This window comes from Sphingomonas sp. ABOLE (assembly GCF_003950455.1).
GTDB classification, from domain to species: domain Bacteria; phylum Pseudomonadota; class Alphaproteobacteria; order Sphingomonadales; family Sphingomonadaceae; genus Sphingomonas; species Sphingomonas trueperi.
In genome coordinates, this window is the sequence record NZ_QQWY01000010.1 from 68643 (window position 1) to 87136 (window position 18494).

At 69.4% G+C, this 18494-nt stretch carries 17 protein-coding genes; 9 read left to right on the forward strand and 8 right to left on the reverse strand.

The window, feature by feature from the left end:
- Window positions 1–28: 28 nt before the first annotated feature.
- On the reverse strand, window positions 29–253 hold the full coding sequence (locus CA234_RS24285) for a hypothetical protein (RefSeq protein WP_164521747.1): 225 nt from the start codon (window positions 251–253) through the stop codon (window positions 29–31).
- Between the two features lie 55 nt (window positions 254–308).
- On the opposite strand from CA234_RS24285, the gene CA234_RS08195 reads away from it, so the two are divergent.
- On the forward strand, window positions 309–647 hold the full coding sequence (locus CA234_RS08195; RefSeq protein ID WP_164521748.1) for a PEPxxWA-CTERM sorting domain-containing protein: 339 nt from the start codon (window positions 309–311) through the stop codon (window positions 645–647).
- 91 nt (window positions 648–738) lie between these two features.
- On the opposite strand, the gene CA234_RS08200 is transcribed toward CA234_RS08195, so the two are convergent.
- A complete protein-coding gene (locus tag CA234_RS08200; protein ID WP_206431128.1) occupies window positions 739–1797 on the reverse strand; it encodes a mannose-1-phosphate guanylyltransferase/mannose-6-phosphate isomerase in 1059 nt (352 codons plus the stop codon).
- Window positions 1798–1956: 159 nt separating this feature from the next.
- Here CA234_RS08200 and CA234_RS08205 point away from each other — a divergent pair, with 159 nt between their 5' ends.
- The 3 genes from CA234_RS08205 to prsR are packed head-to-tail and all read left to right on the forward strand — an operon-like array spanning window position 1957 to window position 6736.
- The gene (locus CA234_RS08205) at window positions 1957–3345 is read left to right on the forward strand and encodes a TIGR03013 family XrtA/PEP-CTERM system glycosyltransferase (RefSeq protein WP_126001341.1); all 1389 of its coding nucleotides are present in this window, start codon (window positions 1957–1959) and stop codon (window positions 3343–3345) included.
- The gene (gene prsK, locus CA234_RS08210; protein WP_125975042.1) at window positions 3345–5387 is read left to right on the forward strand and encodes an XrtA/PEP-CTERM system histidine kinase PrsK; all 2043 of its coding nucleotides are present in this window, start codon (window positions 3345–3347) and stop codon (window positions 5385–5387) included. Before CA234_RS08205 ends, prsK begins: the two co-directional genes overlap by 1 nt.
- Window positions 5384–6736 carry a PEP-CTERM-box response regulator transcription factor gene (gene prsR, locus CA234_RS08215; RefSeq protein ID WP_125975040.1) on the forward strand — a complete coding sequence of 451 codons (1353 nt, stop codon included), beginning with the start codon at window positions 5384–5386 and terminating at the stop codon, window positions 6734–6736. The genes prsK and prsR overlap by 4 nt, the downstream gene beginning before the upstream one ends.
- Before the next feature lie 59 nt (window positions 6737–6795).
- Here the strand turns inward: prsR and CA234_RS08220 are convergent, their stop codons facing one another.
- On the reverse strand, window positions 6796–7473 hold the full coding sequence (locus CA234_RS08220) for a cytochrome c family protein (protein WP_125975038.1): 678 nt from the start codon (window positions 7471–7473) through the stop codon (window positions 6796–6798).
- 102 nt (window positions 7474–7575) lie between these two features.
- Here CA234_RS08220 and CA234_RS08225 point away from each other — a divergent pair, with 102 nt between their 5' ends.
- Window positions 7576–8466, forward strand: coding sequence for a prephenate dehydratase (locus tag CA234_RS08225; RefSeq protein WP_125975036.1), 891 nt, complete (start codon window positions 7576–7578; stop codon window positions 8464–8466).
- Window positions 8467–8518: 52 nt separating this feature from the next.
- On the opposite strand, the gene nudC is transcribed toward CA234_RS08225, so the two are convergent.
- From nudC to CA234_RS08240, 3 genes are read right to left on the reverse strand one after another with little or no spacing between them, the layout of a single operon-like run.
- Window positions 8519–9388 (reverse strand): NAD(+) diphosphatase, encoded by an 870-nt coding sequence (nudC, locus tag CA234_RS08230; protein WP_126001342.1) that lies wholly within the window; start codon window positions 9386–9388, stop codon window positions 8519–8521.
- Complete coding sequence (locus tag CA234_RS08235) at window positions 9385–10656, reverse strand: serine hydrolase domain-containing protein (protein WP_125975032.1); 1272 nt, start codon at window positions 10654–10656, stop codon at window positions 9385–9387. The genes nudC and CA234_RS08235 overlap by 4 nt, the downstream gene beginning before the upstream one ends.
- On the reverse strand, window positions 10653–11696 hold the full coding sequence (locus CA234_RS08240) for an A/G-specific adenine glycosylase (RefSeq protein WP_125975030.1): 1044 nt from the start codon (window positions 11694–11696) through the stop codon (window positions 10653–10655). Before CA234_RS08240 ends, CA234_RS08235 begins: the two co-directional genes overlap by 4 nt.
- A 28-nt stretch (window positions 11697–11724) precedes the next feature.
- Between CA234_RS08240 and CA234_RS08245 the strand changes: the two genes are divergently transcribed.
- Genes CA234_RS08245 through smc form a run of 4 tightly spaced genes read left to right on the forward strand, consistent with a single transcriptional unit; the run spans window position 11725 to window position 17165 of the window.
- Complete coding sequence (locus CA234_RS08245) at window positions 11725–12261, forward strand: DciA family protein (protein WP_125975028.1); 537 nt, start codon at window positions 11725–11727, stop codon at window positions 12259–12261.
- A 1-nt stretch (window position 12262) separates the two neighbouring features.
- Window positions 12263–12958 (forward strand): thioredoxin domain-containing protein, encoded by a 696-nt coding sequence (locus CA234_RS08250; RefSeq protein WP_126001343.1) that lies wholly within the window; start codon window positions 12263–12265, stop codon window positions 12956–12958.
- A 24-nt stretch (window positions 12959–12982) separates the two neighbouring features.
- Entirely contained in the window at window positions 12983–13744 is a 762-nt protein-coding gene (locus CA234_RS08255) for a thioredoxin domain-containing protein (protein ID WP_126001344.1), read from the forward strand.
- Window positions 13745–13757: 13 nt separating this feature from the next.
- Complete coding sequence (gene smc / locus CA234_RS08260) at window positions 13758–17165, forward strand: chromosome segregation protein SMC (RefSeq protein ID WP_126001345.1); 3408 nt, start codon at window positions 13758–13760, stop codon at window positions 17163–17165.
- An 81-nt stretch (window positions 17166–17246) separates the two neighbouring features.
- Here smc and CA234_RS08265 read toward each other — a convergent pair whose 3' ends face one another.
- Together CA234_RS08265 and CA234_RS08270 are read right to left on the reverse strand one after the other, a co-directional pair.
- Complete coding sequence (locus tag CA234_RS08265) at window positions 17247–17933, reverse strand: DUF805 domain-containing protein (protein ID WP_164521749.1); 687 nt, start codon at window positions 17931–17933, stop codon at window positions 17247–17249.
- Between the two features lie 96 nt (window positions 17934–18029).
- Window positions 18030–18467, reverse strand: coding sequence for a hemerythrin domain-containing protein (locus CA234_RS08270; RefSeq protein WP_126001347.1), 438 nt, complete (start codon window positions 18465–18467; stop codon window positions 18030–18032).
- Window positions 18468–18494 lie beyond the last annotated feature (27 nt).

Consider the following 18494-nt stretch of genomic DNA (forward strand, 5'->3'; position numbering starts at 1 on the left):
GGACCGGTCGGCAACAGCACCACAACGGTTACAAATACCAGCGCACTTGTTGCAAATTGCCGAGCATATCTGCTACAACTACAGCGCTTTTACGCTTGTACTGCGTACGATCTCGCGGAAACAGATACTTAGTGGAGGTTTGCATGAAACGCACGCTCTTCTTGAGCGCTTGCTGTGCTGCAGCAATTGCAGCTACTTCACCCGCCAATGCGGCGCAGTACAGATTCTCGATCACCGGCAGCCAGACGATCAAGTTCGTTCTCGATGCCTCGCCGACTCCGCCGGTCGTCGATCCAGGGAATTTCTTCGTGCTCGCCGGAGTCAGCGGCACCATCGACAACGTCGCCGCGACGTTCGACCTGGGCTTCGGCAGCCCGAGCTATTTCTTCAATTTCGGCCTGATCAACACCCCCACCGGTTTCGTCTCGACGGGTCTCAGCCTCTACACGGGTACCGAGGCCGCGCCGACCTTCAAGCTGGGGACGTTCACCCTCACGCCGAACACGCCCGGTCCGGCCTACAGCCTCACCATCTCGGCGGTTCCCGAACCCGCGAGCTGGGCGATGCTGCTCGCGGGCTTCGGCGCGCTCGGTACGATGGTCCGCCGGCGCCGCGACGTGACCGTGCGGGTGCGCTTCGGCGGCTGACCGTCCGGATCCGATCGCAACGCAGCCGCTCCGCACGATCGGCTGCGTTGCGGTCAACGGCATCCGAAAGCGTCCTGCGGGCCTGGCAGCCTCAGTCCTTCATCGCATCGATGAGCTTCTTCACATCCTGGCTGCGCCCGCGCGGCAGCACCAGCACATCGGCGCCCGAGACCACGACGATCAGGTCCTGAACCCCGACCAGCGCGACGCGCTTGCCGGGCTCGCTCTGCACCAGGCAGTTGGTCGCCTCGATCGCCACCACATCGCCGCGCACGACGTTGCCGCCGGCATCGGGGTTGCTGATCGCGTGCAGCGCATCCCAGCTGCCGACGTCGCTCCACCCCATCGCCACCGGCACCACCGCGACGCGCGGCGCCTTTTCCATCACCGCATAGTCGATCGAGTCGGACGGGCAGGCGGCGAAGCTTTCCGCATCGGGGAAGATCCGCACGCCTTCGCGCCGCGCCTTGTCCATGGCCTGCTGCGCCGCGACCAGCATCTCGGGCGCGAATACGCTGAGCGCGCCGAGATACATGTCCGCACGGAACAGGAAGATGCCACCGTTCCAGGCATGATCGCCCGAGGCGAGCATGGCTTCGGCGCGGTCGCGCGGCGGCTTCTCGACGAAGCGATCGACGCGGTGGACGCCAGGGGCGAGTTCCTCCTCGCCGATCTTGATCCAGCCATAGCCGGTCTCGGGCGAGTCCGGCGTGATGCCGAAGGTGACCAGCCAGCCCTCGTTGACCAGCGGCAGCGCCGAATCGATCGCGGCGTGGAAGGCGTCGACATCCGAGATCACGTGGTCGGACGGCATGACGAGCATCGGCTCGCTGCCGCTGCCCGCCGCCACCGCCGCCAGGGCGATCGCCGGCGCGGTGTTGCGGCCGATCGGTTCGAGGATCAGCGCGCGTACCGACAGGTCGACTTGGGCAAGCTGCTCCTCGACGAGATCGGCATGGAAGGCGTTGGCGACGACAATCGGCGCAGTGAACCGCGGTCCCGAAGCGCGCCGCGCGGTGAGCTGGAGCATGGTCTCCTCGGCAGTCAACGAGAGCAACTGCTTCGGGCGCTCGGGCCGCGACATCGGCCAGAGGCGCGTGCCCGAGCCGCCCGAGAGAATGACAGGCGTGATCGGCTTCGAATCCGGCATGCGGAAAAGGCTCCCTGGTTCGGTGCTGTGGAGAATAGCTGGGCGGTCTTGCCCTCTGAAACAAGGATGCGCCGAAACGGTTGCGATACGAAGCAAATTTGATGCGACGGCGCGGGCTTGGCCGTTCGTTTACCCTTCTGCGCTACACCCGGCGCCGCCATGATCCGCCTGTTCAAGCATTATGTCCCGAACACCGTGCTGCTGCTCGGCCTGCTGGACATGCTTCTGCTGGTGACGGCAGGCGAGCTGGGCTGGCAGCTGCGCGCGCACCAAGCCGGCATCGACGTCGGCCCGATCGGCGAGCGCGTGCCCCAGCTGGCGAGCTTCGCGCTGGTGCTCGAAACCGCGCTGGTGGCGCTCGGCGCGTACGGCGCGGAGGCGCTGCAGTCGCTCCGCCACGCGCTGGTACGGCTGCTCGTGTCGATCGCACTGGGCGTGCTGGGTCTCGGTTTCCTCTATTTCCTGGTCCCGCCGATCGGCTTCTGGCGCTCCAACCTGCTCTATGCGGCGGTCAGCGCGTTCGTGCTCTTGCTGCTGATGCGGGTGCTGCTCGGCAAGACGCTGGGCGGCGCGGCGTTCAAGCGGCGCATCGTCGTGCTCGGCGCCGGCCCGCGTGCGGCGCGGCTCAAGCAGCTGTCCAAGGCGCCCGGCGCCAGCTTCGCCATCGTCGGCTATGTCGCGATGAGCGACGCCAACCGCGTGATCCCCGAGGCGATCGCCCGCGACGCGATCTACAACCTCGCCGATCATGTCGTGCTGCTCAACGCCAGCGAAGTGGTGCTGGCGCTCGAGGAGCGCCGCAACGCGCTGCCGCTGAAGGACCTGCTGCGGATCAAGACCACCGGCGTCCATGTCAACGAATTCTCGACCTTCCTCGAGCGCGTCACCGGCCGCGTCGATCTCGACAGCGTCAACCCGAGCTGGCTGATCTTCTCCGACGGCTTCTCGTCGGGGCGGATGATGTCGGGGCTGTTCAAGCGGCTGTTCGACGTGACCGCCAGCCTGATCCTGCTGGTGATCGCCTTCCCGCTGGTGATCGTCACCGCAGTGCTGATCAAGCTGGAGAGCCGCGGGCCCGCGCTCTATCGCCAGCAGCGCGTCGGCCTCTATGGCCAGGCGTTCGACGTGCTCAAGCTCCGCTCGATGCGCCAGGATGCCGAGGCGCCCGGCGAGGCGGTGTGGGCGGAGGAGAACGACCCGCGCATCACCCGCATCGGCCGGATCATCCGCAAGATCCGCATCGACGAGCTGCCGCAATGCTGGAGCGTACTCAAGGGCGAGATGAGCTTCGTCGGCCCCCGGCCCGAGCGGCCGAAGTTCGTCGAGGATCTGGAGCAGGCGCTGCCCTATTATGCCGAGCGACACATGGTGAAGCCGGGCATCACCGGCTGGGCGCAGATCAACTATCCCTACGGCGCCTCGATCGACGACGCCCGCCAGAAGCTCGAATATGACCTGTTCTACGCCAAGAACTATTCGCCCTTTCTCGACCTGCTGATCCTGCTGCAGACCGCCCGCGTCATCCTATTCCCCAGCGGGGCGCGCTGATGCTCACCGCCGCGCTGAGCCTGTGGCTGCACGCTCTGGCGGCGCTGCTGTTCGCGCTGCTGCCCTTCGCGGCATCGCGCACTGGCGGCGACCCGCTGCCGCGTCAGGCATTGGCGGCGGCGCTCGGACTGACCGCGCTCGCCGCGCTCGCCACCGCCGGGATCGGCGCGGAGGAGATCGCCACCCGCTTCGTCGAGACGCTGCGCACGCTCGCCTGGCTCGCCTTCCTGCTGTTGCTCCACCGCCGCGCGGGCGAGCCGCGCCCGCCGCTGGCGCTCGGCACCGTCTATGGCGTGGTCGCGCTGGTCACCGTGGCCGCCATGGCGCTCGACATGGTTGTGACCAGCCCGTCGCCGATCACCGCCGATGCCGCATCGGTGGCGCTGCTGCTGCACCTGCTGGTCGCGGTGGGCGTGCTGGTGATGGTGCAGGCGCTCCATTCGGCGCTCGCCCACACCGCGGGCGGGGGCTTGCGCTGGACGGTGGCGGCGCTCGGCGGCTTCTGGCTGATCGACTTCGCGGTGCTGACGCTCGCCTATCTCGGCGTGCCGATGAACGGCCTGCTGCTCGTCGCGCGGGGTGCGGCTTTGGTCTGCGTCGCCGCCGCGATGGGGCTCGGGCTGCAGCGGCGCGGCGACTGGCGGGTGCGGATGTCGCGCACCGTGGCCTATCAGTCGCTGACGCTGGTCGCGGTCGGCGCCTATTTCGTGCTGCTCGCGCTGGCGACGAGTGCCTTGGCGACGCTGGGCGGGGCGCATGCCCGGCTGCTCCAGACCGCCTTCGTGTTCGGCGCCACCGCCGCGATCCTGGCGCTGGTCTCCAATTCCAGACTGCGCGGCTGGGTGAAGGTGAAGCTGGCCAAGCATTTGTTCCGCCACCGCTATGACTATCGCGCCGAATGGCTGCGCTTCACCGAGACGCTGGGCGCGCCGGGCGCCGCGCCGCTCGACCAGCGCATCGTCCGCGCCCTCGCCGACCTCACCGCCTCGCCCTCCGGCCTGCTGCTCGTCGCCGAGGAGGGCGGGCTGGTGGCGGGTGCCGGCTGGCACTGGGACCGGGCGACGCTGCCGCTGTCCGCGGACCAGCCGCTCGCGACGCATCTGGAGACGACCGGCCGGATCATCGAGGTGGATGCGGTGCGCCTCGCCCAGGCCGATGCCGCCGATGCCGATGCGACCCCCGACTGGATGCGCGAGGTCGACGCTGCCTGGGTGGTGGTGCCGCTGCTCCACCGCGGCGCGCTGGTCGGCGCGATCCTGCTCGGCCGCCCGGCGCTGGCACGGCGGCTCGATTGGGAGGATTTCGACCTGCTCAAGGCCGCCGGGCGGCAGGTGGCGAGCTATCTCGCCGAGGCGCGGGCGCAGGAAGCGCTGGCCGAGGCGCAGCGCTTCGACGAGTTCAACCGCCGCTTCGCTTTCCTGCTCCACGACATCAAGAACCTGGTCAGCCAGCTGGCGCTCACCGCGCGCAACGCCGAGCGCCATGCCGACAACCCCGCCTTCCGCGCCGACATGATCGCGACGCTGCGCGATTCGTCCGACCGGCTTAACGCGCTGCTCGCCCGGCTGGGCCAGCACCATCGCGGGCGCAGCGAGCCGCCGCGTCCCACCCCGCTGCTGCCGCTGCTCGAACGACTCGTCGCGCGCCAGCCCAGGCAGGTGCGGCTGGTGTCGGGCGCCGAGCCGGCCATCGCGCTCGCCGAGCCCGCCGCGCTCGAGCAGCTGCTCGTCCATCTGATCCAGAACGCCATCGAGGCGAGCCCGGCCGACGCGCCGGTGACGCTCGCGCTCGCCACCGACGAGGAAAACGCCATCATCGACGTGATCGATCGCGGCTGCGGCATGTCGCCCGGCTTCGTCCGCAACCGCCTGTTCAAGCCGTTCACCTCCTCCAAGCCGGGCGGCTTCGGGCTCGGCACCTTCGAGGCGCAGCAGCTGGTGCAGGGCATGGGCGGGCGGATCGAGGTCAGCTCGCGCGAGGGCCAGGGCACGCGCTTCCGCGTCGTGCTGCGCGCGGCGCCCGCGGTGGAGGCGGCGGCATGAGCGAGGCGCTGCCCAAGCTGTTGATCGTCGAGGACGATGCCGGGCTCCAGCGCCAGCTGCGCTGGGCCTATGAGGGCTATACGATCCTCGCCGCCACCACCCGCGACGAGGCGATCACGATACTCCGCGCCGAGGAGCCGCCGGTGGTGACGCTCGACCTGGGCCTGCCGCCCGATCCCGACGGCACCAGCGAAGGCTTCGCGACGCTGGAGGCGATCCTCAAGCTCGCGCCCGCCACCAAGGTGATCGTCGCCTCGGGGCATTTCGAGCGCGAGTCGATGCGCCGCGCGATCGAACTCGGCGCCTGGGACTTCTACCAGAAGCCGATCGACATCGACGCGCTGGGGCTGATCGTCGCCCGCGCCTTCCACGTCCATGCGCTGGAGGCCGAGAATCGCCGCCTCGCCGAAAAGGCCGAAACCAAGGCGGTACTGGGCGGCATGCTCACCGGGGCGCCGGAGATGCTCAAGGTCACCCGCACGATCGAGCGGGTGGCGGGTGCTGATGTCTCGGTGATGCTGCTGGGGGCGAGCGGCACCGGCAAGGAACTGCTGGCGCGGGGGCTGCACGAGGCGAGCCCGCGCCACACCGGTACCTTCGTCGCGATCAACTGCGCGGCGATTCCCGAGACGCTGCTCGAATCGGAGCTGTTCGGCCATGAGAAGGGCGCGTTCACCGGCGCGGTGAAGACCACCGAGGGCAAGATCGAGCTCGCTCAGGGCGGCACCTTGTTCCTCGACGAAGTCGGCGACATCCCGCTGCCGCTCCAGGTCAAGCTGCTGCGCTTCCTGCAGGAGCGGGTGATCGAGCGGATCGGCGGGCGGAAACCGATTGCCGTGGACACGCGTATCGTCTGCGCCACCCACCGCGACCTCGACGCGATGGTGTCGGAGGGCCGCTTCCGCGAGGATCTCTATTACCGCCTGGCCGAGATCGTGGTGCGCATCCCCTCGCTCGCCGAGCGGCCGGGCGATGCGGGGCTGCTCGCGCGGCACTTCCTCACCCGTTATGCCGAGCAGATGAAAACCGGGCCGAAGAGCTTCGCCCCCGATGCGCTCGCCGCGATCGACGCCTGGGGCTGGCCCGGCAATGTCCGCGAGCTGGAGAACCGGATCAAGCGCGCGGTGATCATGGCCGAGGGCAAGACGGTGCACGCCGAAGACCTCGATCTGGCGCCGGGCGACGCCGCGGCGATCAACCTGCGCGCGGTGCGCGAGGCGGCCGACCGGCAGGCGATCCGCCATGCACTGGCGCGGAGCGATGGCAATGTGTCAGCGGCCGCGCGACTTCTCGGGATCAGCCGGCCGACGCTGTATGACTTGCTGAAGGCCTATGATCTGCAAGCCTGAGCCCCCCTCCCGCTTGCGGGAAGGGGGATTTGGAGCGGCGGGAGAGTAGGAAACGAAGCTTACTTCTTCTTCTCGGCCTGCACCGCCGCCTGCGGGTCCTTCGCCGGCGTGCCCTCGCCCGGCGTCGCCTGCTGCACGTTCACCGACACGTCGGCGCCTTCGACGGCGCTATTGCTCTGCACCCCGGCATTGTCGGGCTCGGACCCCGCGGCGGGCGCCGCCGGCAGCGGCAGGTTCGAGCCCTGCTTGTTGAGGTACAGGATCACGTCGGCGCGCAGCTGCGGGTCCGAGATGCCGGCGAAGGTCATCTTGGTGCCGGGCGCGAACTTGCGCGGATTGGCCAGCCAGGCGTCCATCTTGTCGAGGTCCCAGCTGCCGCCGACGCCCTTCAGCGCGTCGGAAAAGGCGAAGCCGCCCTTGCCCTGCGCGATGCCCTCGCCCAGCGTGGCGTAGAGGTTGGGGCCGATGCCGTTGGCGCCGCCCTGGGTGATGGTGTGGCACGAGGCGCACTGCTTGAAGCCGCTCTCGCCCTTGGCGACGTCGCCCTTGGCCAGGCGCACCGGCAGCGGCTCGGCCGCCGCGGCACCGCCGGCCGCATCTTCAACCGCCTCGACGACATAGCCGGGGCGTTCAGGCTTTTCGGAGTGGAAATACTTCGCGCTCGCGATCGAAAGTCCCAGGGCGGCGATACCACCCGCCAGCGCCCAACCTGCGATCGTATTGAAGCGATCTTGCATTCATCCGCTCCCACCTGTGCTTTGGTTCATCTTTAGAGCGCGCCCGGCTCCGAAGGCAAGCACACTTGCGGCGGAGTTCTACGGAGGCTAGCGCCGCCGCCCATGGAGAATTTCGCCGCCCCCGCCCGCCCGATCGTCGCCCGCATGCTCGCCGAGGCCGATGCGGCACCGGCGCGGGCGGTGGCGTTCCAGGGCGCACCCGGCGCCAATTCGCATGTCGCGGTGCGCGAAGCCTTCCCCGACGCGCTGCCGCTGCCCTGCTTCTCGTTCGACGACGCGATCGACGCCGTAAAGGAAGGCCGCGCCGACCGCGCGATGATCCCGATCGAGAATTCGCTCCACGGCCGCGTGGCGGACATCCATTTCCTGCTGCCCGAATCCGGCCTGTCGATCATCGGCGAGCATTTCCTCGCGATCCGCCACACGCTGATGGGCACCGGCCCCATCGACGGCGTGCGCGAGGCGATGAGCCATCCCCAGGCGCTCGGCCAGTGCCGCCACTGGCTGAAGGCGCACGGCATCGCCCAGGTCGCCTACCCCGACACTGCGGGTGCCGCAGCGATGGTGGCCGAGCTGGCCGATCCCAAGGTGGCCGCACTCGCCCCGGCGCATGCGGCCGAGCTGTACGGGCTCAACGTGCTGGCCAGCGACATCGCGGACGCCGCGCACAACATGACGCGCTTCGTGGTGCTGTCGCGCGACGCGCCGGGGGTCACCGGCGAAGGGCCGTTCATGACCTCGCTGATCTTCGAGGTGAAGAACATCCCCGCCGCGCTCTACAAGGCGCTGGGCGGGTTTGCGACCAACGGCGTCAACATGACCAAGCTGGAGAGCTACCAGCGCGAGGCGAGCTTCTCGGCGACCGAATTCTATGCCGACATCGTCGGCAGCCCCGAGGACGCGGGCGTGATCCGCGCGCTGGAGGAACTGGGCTTCCATTCCAAATGGGTGCGGCTGCTGGGGACCTACCCGCAGGCACGGCCGCGGCCGTAAAATCTTCCCGCATTCTTGCTCCCCTCCCGAAGGCGGGAGGGGGGATAGAAGGCTACACCCCCTCCGCCCAGGCCTTGAGCAGCGTATACGCGATCGCATAGCCCGGCGGCGCCAGGAATGGCGCGTTCGGATCGCGCGCCAACGCCTGCTGCACCTGCGCGCGATCGAACCAGGCGGCATGTTCCAGCTCGTGCGCGTCGATCGCGATCTCCTCGTCGAGCGCCTCGCCGATGCACGCGATCATCAGCTGCGACGGGAACGGCCAGGGCTGGCTGGCGACATAGCGGACCGCGCCGACATGTACGCCCGATTCCTCCAGCGTCTCGCGGCGCACCGCATCCTCGATGCTCTCGCCCACCTCCAAGAAGCCGGCGAGCGCCGAATAGCGCCCCGGCGGCCAGCTCGGCTGGCGGCCGAGCAGCACCCGGTCGCCATGCTCGGCGAGCATGATCACCACGGGATCGACGCGCGGATAATGCTCGGCCCCGCAGTTCGGGCAGAGCCGGCCCCAGCCCGCGCGGAAGATGTCGCTCGGCGTGCCGCAGCGCGCGCAGAAGCCGTGCCGGGCATGCCAGTCGATCAGGCTGCGCGCCGCGGCATAGTTGGCGGCATCCTCGGGCCGGAAGGCGTCGAGGATCGCCGACAGCTCGGGCGGGCGGCCCGGCGGCAGCGGCGTGCCGGGCGCCAGCGTCTCGACGAAGCGCGGCTCGCCGTCGAGGAAGCCGAGGAACAGCAAGGGCTGGGTCGCGGCGTCGAGCCCGGTCCAGACCAGCCGCCCGTCGCCATCCAGCGTCGGCACCAGCCCGTCCATCACCAGCAGCCGCGCCCGCGGATCGGCGAGCGCCGCCGCCAGCAGTTCGGGCTCGTGGCGGACGCGGTCGTCGCGGTCCAGCGTGCCGCCGGTGAAACCGGGCGCGATCACTTGTTCAGATCGGCGTAGACGGCGGTGCGCACCGGCACCTTGAGGCCGAGTTCGGCGAGCAGGATGTTGACCATCATCGTCGCGCGGACCTGGTTCTTGGGGTCCACCCAGGCGAAGGTGCCGGCAGCGCCCGACCAGCCGAACGTGCCCTTCCCCGCGCCGCCCGGCTGGTCGGCGAGGAACACCGATCCGCCCGCGCCGAAGCCCATCGGCACGCCGGTGTCGCGCGCCATCACCGCGAGCATCGTCTTGTCGACGCCCGCCGGCAGCAGGTCGGACATGGCGAGCGCCGCCGTCTCGGGCTTGAGGATGCGCACGCCGTCCAGCGTGCCGCCATTCTGCAGCATGTGGAGGAAGCGATCATAGTCGCGCGCCGACATCGCGAGGCCCGCGCCGCCATAGGGGAAGCTCGGCTTCTTGAGATAGACCGAGGTCGCGCCCGGATCGATCGGCAGGCGATTGCCCCCCGCGATCGCATATTCGGTCGCAAGCCGCCCCGCCTCGCCGGCCGGCACCGTCCAGTAGCTGGAGGTCATCTTGAGAGGGGCAAGGATGCGGGTGTTGACGAAGCTGTCGAACGGCATGCCGCTCGCCACCTCGATCACGCGGCCGAGCACGTCGAGACCGATCGAATAGCTGAACTTGGCGCCCGGCTCGGCGATCAGCGGCAGCGTCGCGGTGCGGTTGGCGAACTCCTCCAGCGTCGCGGGGCGCGCCGGCCGCGCTGTCGCCTCGAACGAATCGCTCACTTGCGCCGGGTTGATGCCGAGGCGGTTATATTCGTTGAGCAGCGGCCCCTTGGTGATGATGTTGTAGCCGAGCCCCGCCGTGTGCGTCAGCAGGTTGCGCACCGTGATCGGCCTGGTCGCGGGGCGGCTGGTCAGGTCCTTGTTCGGATCGACCAGCACCTTCATGTCCTTGAACGCCGGGATGAAGTCGCTGATCGGCTGGTCGAGCTTGAGCTTGCCTTCCTCGATCAGGATCATCGCCGCGATGCCGGTGATCGGCTTGGTCATCGAATAGACCCGCCACAGCGTGTCGCCATTGACCTTGGGCGACGTCGGCTCGTCGGACATGCGGCCATCGACGACGATCGTCGTCGGCGCCTGGCCCTTGGCATAGGCGACGACGATGCCGGGCACCTTGCCCGAGGCGACGGTCTGGCGCGCGAAGCTCTGGACCTGGCTGGGGGCCGTCTGGGCCTGCACCACAGGCGCCTGGAGCAGCAGTGCCGCCCCGAAAAGTCCGAACACTCGCTTGGCCGTCATCGCAGTCTCCGTATCGCTCTTGCCGCCTTGGCGAAGACGGTGGGCAGACCGGCCGACTCGATGTCGGCGATCGGCCACCACTCGCCGGGGGGTGCGCTTGCATGGCGAGGGATTGTTGCAGTCGCAAGCGCCACCTCGAGATCGAAATGGGTGAAGCCGTGGCGGACGGTTTCGTTCAACATCCGCCAGTGGGCGGCGGCGGGTGCGTCGACGGCGCCCGGCGGCGACTCGCCCCAGGGCCCGGTGGGCAGCGCCCGCATGCCGCCGAGCAGCCCCTTGTCCGGGCGGCGGACCAGCAGCACGGCATTGTCGCGCTCCAGCCAGAACATCGTGCCGTGGCGCTGCGGCTTGGGCGCCTTCTTTGCCTTGACCGGATAGGTCTCGGGATCGCCCTGTGTCCGCGCGGTGCAGCCGAAGGCGATCGGGCAGAGCAGGCATTTCGGCGCACGCGCCGTGCAGATGCCGCTGCCGAGGTCCATCATCGCCTGGGCGAAGTCCCCGGCGCGGGCATCGGGCGTGATCGTGTCGGTCAGCCGCCGGATCGCCGGGCGCGATCCCGGCAGGGGATCGGCGAGCGCGAACAGCCGCGTCACCACGCGCTCGACATTGGCGTCGACCACCACCGCCCGCCGGCCAAAGGCGATCGCGGCGATCGCGGCGGCGGTATAGTCGCCGATACCGGGAAGCGCGCGCAGCCCCGCCTCGGTGTCCGGCAACTCGCCCAATCGCGCGACTTCGCGGGCGCAGGCGAGCATGTTGCGGGCCCGGGCATAATAGCCGAGCCCCGCCCAGGCGGCCATCACATCGGCATCCTCGGCCGCCGCCATCGCTGCGAAGCTCGGCCAGCGCGACGTGAATTTCTCGAAGTACGGGATGACCGTCGCGACCTGCGTCTGCTGCAGCATCACCTCGGAAAGCCACACCCGGTACGGCTCCGTCGCATCGGTACCGGGCGGCGCGCGCCAGGGCAGGCGGCGGGCATTGGCGTCGTACCAAGCGAGAAGCGCGGGGGCGATCGATTCAGGAGCGTTGTCGGGCACGCCCCGCCTATGGCATGGGGGACCCAGTATGACGAAGCCCCCCCGTGCCACCACCCGCCAGCCGCGCCCCGAGCCGCAGCGCTCGAACCGCGTCCGTGCGGTGTCCGAGCTGCTGCCGGACGTGGGCGGCGCGGCTTTCCGCAAGTTCGGCTTCGTCCAGTCCGCCGTGGTCAGCCGCTGGGGCGAGATCGTAGGCGAGCGCTATGCCCGCGTCTCCGCACCCGAATCGATTCGCTTCCCGCGCGGCAAGCGCGAGGAAGGCGTGCTGGCGCTCACCGTCTCGGGTGCGTTCGCGCCGATGATGCAGCATATCTCACCCGAGATCATCGAGCGGGTGAACCGCTTCTTCGGCTATCCCGCCGTCGCCAAGCTGGCGATCCGCCACGGCGACCTGCGCGCGCCCAAGGCCAAGCCCGCGCCGCCGCCCAGCCTCAAGCCGATCCCGGAAGCGATGGGCGACAGCCTGCGCGGCATCGCCGATCCGGAGCTGCGCGCGGTGCTCGAATCGCTCGCGGCAGGCGTCGCGGCGCAGGACGAAACCCCGGTATTCGGCCGGATCGATTGAGATGATGCAGCGACTCCTTACCCTGATGCTCGCGCTGGTGCCGCTCTTCGCGCTCGGCGCCGCCCCCGCCCCGCAGGCCAACTGGCTCACCACCGTGGTGGAGACGCCCGAGGGCGGCTATCGCCAGGGCAACCCTAACGCGGCCGTGAAGCTGGTCGAATATGGCTCGCGCACCTGCCCGACCTGCGGTCGCTTCGCCGAAGAGGGCATGAAGCCGCTGCGCGACCAGTATATCGCCACCGGCAAGGTCAGCTACGAGTATCGCGACTTCCTCGTGCACGGCGCGCCCGATCTGGCGCTGGCGCTGCTCAACCAGTGCGTCGGCACCCAGCGCTTCTTCCCCGTGCTCGACGCGATCTACGCCAACCAGCCCCAGTTCGAGGAAAAGCTGATCGCGCTGGAGAAGACGCCCGCCACGCTGGAGGCGTGGCAGAAGCTGCCGCCGGCGCAGATGGCGACACGCTTCGCCGAGAATATGGGCATGATCGCCTTCCTCAAGACGCAGGGCCTGGCCGAGGCCAAGGCCCGCCAGTGCCTCGCCGATCCCAAGGCGATCGCCCGCATCGCCAAGACCCAGGCGGACGGCGCCAATCTCTACAAGGTGGATGGCACGCCCAGCTTCTTCGTCAACGGCCGCAAGGTGCGGGCCTATAGCTGGCCCTATCTCGAGCCCGAACTGCGCGCCGCCGGCGCCTGACCCTTTCGTAACCCGGAGACTTCCATGCGTTTCGCCCTCGCGCTTCTTCCCCTCCTGGCGCTCGCCGCCTGCAACGGCGGTGACAAGGCCGCCGGCGGCAACGGCAGCGCGCCGGTCCAGGCCTCGGCGCCCGTCGCGGGCGTCCCCGCCCCCGCCGGCAAGCAATGGGCCGATGTAGTCGAGAAGACCAAGGACAACGGCTTCCGCCAGGGCAACCCCAACGCGCCGATCAAGCTGGTAGAATATGGCTCGCGCATGTGCCCGTTCTGCGCCCAGTTCGGCACCACCGGCGTCGGCCCGCTGCGCGAGAAGTACATCGCGACCGGCAAGGTCAGCTACGAATATCGCGACTTCCTGATCCACGGCGCCCCCGACCTCGCACTCGCGCTGCTCAACCAGTGCGTGCCCACCGACGCCTTCTTCCCGATGCTGGACCAGATCTATGCCGGCACGGACGCGTTCAACCAGAAGATCATGGCGCTCCAGCAGACCAACCCGCAGGTGCTCGACCAGATCCAGCAGATGCCGCCGCCCCAGGCCGCGGCCGGCTTCGCCCAGGCGCTTGGCATGGTCGACTATATGAAGCAGCGCGGCCTGCCCGAGGCCCAGGCCAAGGCGTGCCTCGCCGACCAGAAGCAGATCGAGACGATCGCCAAGGTCAATGCCGATGGCGCCAACGTCTACGGCGTGAACTCGACCCCGACCTTCTTCATCAACGGCCAGAAGACCGACGTGAACACCTGGGCCGATCTGGAGCCGCTGCTCCAGAAGGCCGGCGCACGCTGATCGACGACACCCCATGCAGATAAAGCGGCTGCGGCTGACGGGCTTCAAGAGCTTCGTCGACCCGGCCGATCTGCGGATCGAACCGGGGCTGACGGGAATCGTCGGCCCCAATGGCTGCGGCAAGTCCAACCTGCTCGAAGCGCTGCGCTGGGTGATGGGCGAAACCAGCGCCAAGTCGATGCGCGGCGCCGGCATGGAAGACGTGATCTTCGCCGGCACCGCGACTCGTCCCCAGCGCGACTTCGCCGAAGTGGCGGTGGTCGCGGACCTCGACGACCAGCAGGACGAGCTGGAGATCATCCGCCGCATCGAGCGCGGCGCCGGCTCCGCCTATCGCATCAACGGCCGCGACGTGCGCGCCAAGGACGTGGCGCTCGCCTTCGCAGACGCCGCGACCGGGGCGCATTCGCCCGCGCTGGTCAGCCAGGGGCGGATCGGCGCGATCATCGCCGCCAAGCCGGGCGAACGCCGCGCGATGCTGGAGGAAGCCGCCGGGATCGCCGGTCTCCATGTCCGCCGCCGCGACGCCGAACAGAAACTGCGCGCGACCGAGACCAACCTCACCCGGCTCGACGAACTGATCGGCGAGCAGGAGCAGCGCGCCGCCGCGCTCAAGCGCCAGGCGCGGCAGGCCGAGCGCTATCGCGAGCTGTCCGACCGCATCCGCGTCGCCGAGGCACGGATGATCTTCGCCCGCTGGCGCGACGCGGCGCTGGCCGCCGATATCGCGCGCAAGGAGGCCGCCGAGGCCGAGTCGCTGGTCGCCGAGCGCACCGCCGCGCAGGCCGAGGCCGAGGCCGCGCAGATGGCGGCGGCCGAGGCGGTCGGCACGCTCCGCGCCGAGTCGCTGCGGTTGCGCGATGCCGCCAGCGACGCCCAGCACCGGCTGCAGACACTGCGCAGCGCCCGCCACGGCGTCGAGCGGCGGATCGCCGAGCTGGCCGAGGCGAGCCGGCGGCTGGAGGCCGACCGTGCGCGCGAAGCCTCCCTCGCGCGCGACGCCGCAGAGGCAATCGCGCGGCTGACCGACGAACAGGCGACGCTGGAGGCACGGATCGCCGAGACCGCCGCGCGGGTGCCCCTGCTCGACACAGCACTGGCCGATACCGAACGCGCCGCGCGCGATGCCGAAGTCGCGCTGTCGCAGGCGCTGGCGCAGCAGGCCAGCGAAGCCGCCGAGGTGCGCGTCGCCGATGCCGCGCTGTCCGCCGCGCGCGGGCGGGTGGAACGCAGCCAGCGCGATCAGGCGCGGATCGAGGCCGAGGCTCGCGCGCTCGGCGACGCCGCACCGCTCCATGCCGAGCGCCAACGCGCGAGCGAAGCGCGTGCAGAGGCGCAGCGCCAGGCCGAAGCCGCCCGCGACGCGCTCACCCGCGCCGATGCCGAGGAGCGCGCCGCGATCGAGGCCCGCAACGCCGCCCAGGCCGCGCGTGCGGCGGCACATGCCGAACTCGCCCAGATCGACAGCGAGGCAACGGCGCTCGCCAAGGCGACCAGGCCCTCGGGCAAGGACCGGCTGCTCGACCGGGTAACCGTCGCCGCGGGCTATGAGCGCGCGCTCGCCGCCGCGCTGGGGGACGATCTCGAAGCCGGGCTAGATGCGGGCGCCGAACGCCATTGGAGCGGTGCCGATGCATCGCCCGCCGACCCTTCGCCGCCGCCGGGCACAACCCCGCTGGCCGAGCACGTCACCGCCCCGTCTGCGCTCGCCCGGCGGATGGCGCAGGTACTGGTGTGCGAGGCGGATGACGGTGCGCCGCTCGCGGTCGGCCAGCGGCTGGTGACGCTGCAGGGCGTGCTGCGCCGCTGGGACGGCTATCGCGCGCGCTCGGGCGGCGCGGCGGCGGCGGAGCGACTGGAGCGGGTCAACCGGCTCGCCGCGCTGGAACGGGCCCGCCCCGCGGCGCAGGCGGCGCTGGAAGCCGCCGCGGCGGAACTCAGCCGGATCGAGGCGAGCATCGCCGAAGCGCGCCGCAGCGCCGCCGAGAACCGCAAGCGGCTCGATCAGGCCGATCTCGCCGCGCGCGAGGCGACCCGTGCCGAGGATCGCGTCGCCAACCAGCTTGAACGGCTGGAGGCGCAGCGCGCCGATCTCGATACCCGCCGCGCCCGCATCGCCGCCGAGGCGGAGGAAGCCGCCGCCGAGTTCGCCCGCGCCGAGGCGGCCAAGGCCGCGCTGCCCGACGGGGCAGAAACCCGCGCCAAGGTCGCGGCACTGTCCCGCGAAGCTGACCATGCCCGCGCCGCCGTGGCCAGCGCCCGTGCCGAACGCGCCAGCCTCGACCGCGACCTCGCCCAGGCCCGCGAGCGGCTCGCCGCCGCCGGGGCCGAGGCCAGGAGCTGGTCGGCCCGCGCCGCCGATGCCACCCGCCGCTCCGCCGAGATGGACGAGCGCGCCGCCACGCTGGCGCAGGAGCGCGAGGCGATCGCCGCCCGTCCCGCCCAGATCGCCGCCCAGCTCGCCGATGCCGAGGCCGCCGACACCTGGATGCAGCAGGAATCCGCTGCTGCCCAGGTCGCCGAGCGCGAGGCCGACGCCCGGCTGCGCGCCAGCGAGGCGGCACTGCGCGCGGCAAGCGAGTCGCTCTCCGAAGCCCGCGAGCGCCGTGCCGGCGCCGCCGCACGCGCCGAGAACCAGGACGTGCGCCGGGTGGAGATGGGGCGCCTCTCGGGCGAACGGTTCGAATGCCCGCCGCCCTTGCTCCCTGCGCGGCTCAACTTCGACGCCGACAGCGTGCGAAGCCCGCAAGACGAATCCGCCGCGCTGGAAAAGCTCACCACCGATCGCGAGCGGCTAGGACCCGTCAACCTCGTCGCCGAGACCGAGCTGGCCGAGATAGAAGCCGCGTTCGGCACCAATGCCAAGGAGCGCGACGAGCTGCTCCAGGCGGTCAACCGGCTGCGCGGCTCGATCGGCACGCTCAACCGCGAGGGGCGGCAGCGGCTGCTCGCTGCGTTCGAGGCGGTCGACCAGCATTTCCGGCGGCTGTTCACCACGCTGTTCAACGGCGGCCAGGCGCATCTCGCGCTGATCGATTCGGACGATCCGCTGGAGGCGGGGCTGGAGATCCTGGCCCAGCCGCCGGGCAAGAAGCTGCAGTCGCTCACGTTGCTCTCGGGCGGCGAGCAGGCGCTGACCGCGGTTGCGCTGATCTTCGCGCTGTTCCTCACCAAGCCCTCGCCGATCTGCGTGCTCGACGAAGTCGACGCGCCGCTCGACGACGCCAACGTCGATCGCTTCTGCGACCTGCTGGAAGCGATGACCCGCGAAACCGCGACCCGCTACCTGATCGTCACCCACAATGCCGCGACCATGGCGCGGATGCACCGGCTGTTCGGGGTGACGATGGTCGAGCGCGGGGTCAGCCGGCTGGTGTCGGTGGATCTGGGCGGCGCGACGAGTTTGCTGGCGGCGGAGTAGCGGAGCCCCCCCACGGGAGGCCGACCCTGTTCAAACAGATTCGCGGATGGCGGAGTTTGGTGGGAAGCGGACGTAGGCTCCTTAGCGCTTCATTGCCGCATCCACGACCCAGTCGACGTTCTCCATATCAAGCTCGCGGAGCAACGCGGTCAGAGCACTACGATCGCCTCGTGCAATAGCCCGGTCAAATGCCTCTCGCTTATCACTGTGATGAAGGCGCTCGTAAAGGGACATGCCCGTATAATCTGGCCGGGCCGGAACTAATCGAGGGTCAGGGCCGAACCGATTGGCCCCAACCGTCCCAGGTCTCATCAAAATGATCATTTGGAGGACGGCGCCCGCAGCGATAATCGCGACGATGACGGCCGCCAGAGGGCTCCATGCAGCTGTCCTCCTCAAACTCACGATCCCATTATCGAAGGCTAAGGTGTAATCAGCTCCATGGGGAGCGGTGATCCAAATTAGGGCGAATCCTGCTGGAATGATCAGGAGGAACCACGCAAGCTTGCCTGACAGATCTTGATCATGGAGTCGTCGAACCGTCAAAGGAATCCAGAGCCAGCTCCAGAAGCCGCACAACAGGGTGTAGACGACGGTTAACAGCGGTATTGAAGTCACATCCACCCTGACCAAGCTAAGTGCGGCCGTAAGCAGCCAAAATGACCAGACTTCACTTCGCGTCGAGCGACCATCAAATGCCAGTGCACCGGCGACGGGCTTGAGAGCCGATCGCACCGAAAGACGACTGGCGGCTGCGACGCTGCTCACGATCTAGGCTGAGGATTTAGTTTCATCACCACAGGATCGTAGATCTGCTGAATGTCCGCAAGTGGGCGACAGCGGACCTAGCGCAAGCCGCCTATCCTAGTGCCTGGTCTGAAAACTCGGCTCGCCCTGCAGCGCGGCGGCGACCAGCAGGCTTTCCTCCAGCTTCACCCGGTCGCGCAGGCGCGGCAGCATCGCGCGGCTGGCGTCAGCGAAGCCCTGGCGGTCGGCGGCGATCTGCTCGGGGGTCCAGAACAGCAGATAGTCCTGCCAGTTGGCCTTGAGCCGCTCGAAATCCTCGCGGACCTGGTCGACCTTCGTGCGCGAGATGCCCGGCTGGGCCGAGAGCGTCAGCGTGTAGATGGTGGTATCTTCGCGGGCGAGATGCTCGGCGACGCAATTGAGCAGATGGTCGAGCGCGGTGGAAAGCTCGACGGGAGCGGCTTCGCTTTCGAGGAGGCCCGACAGGCGCCGTGCGAGAATGTCGATCATCTCGTGATCGTGCCGCAATTCTGCGATCGTCGTCGTTGCCATCATCGGTCGGCCCTCACCCTTTAGCGTCGT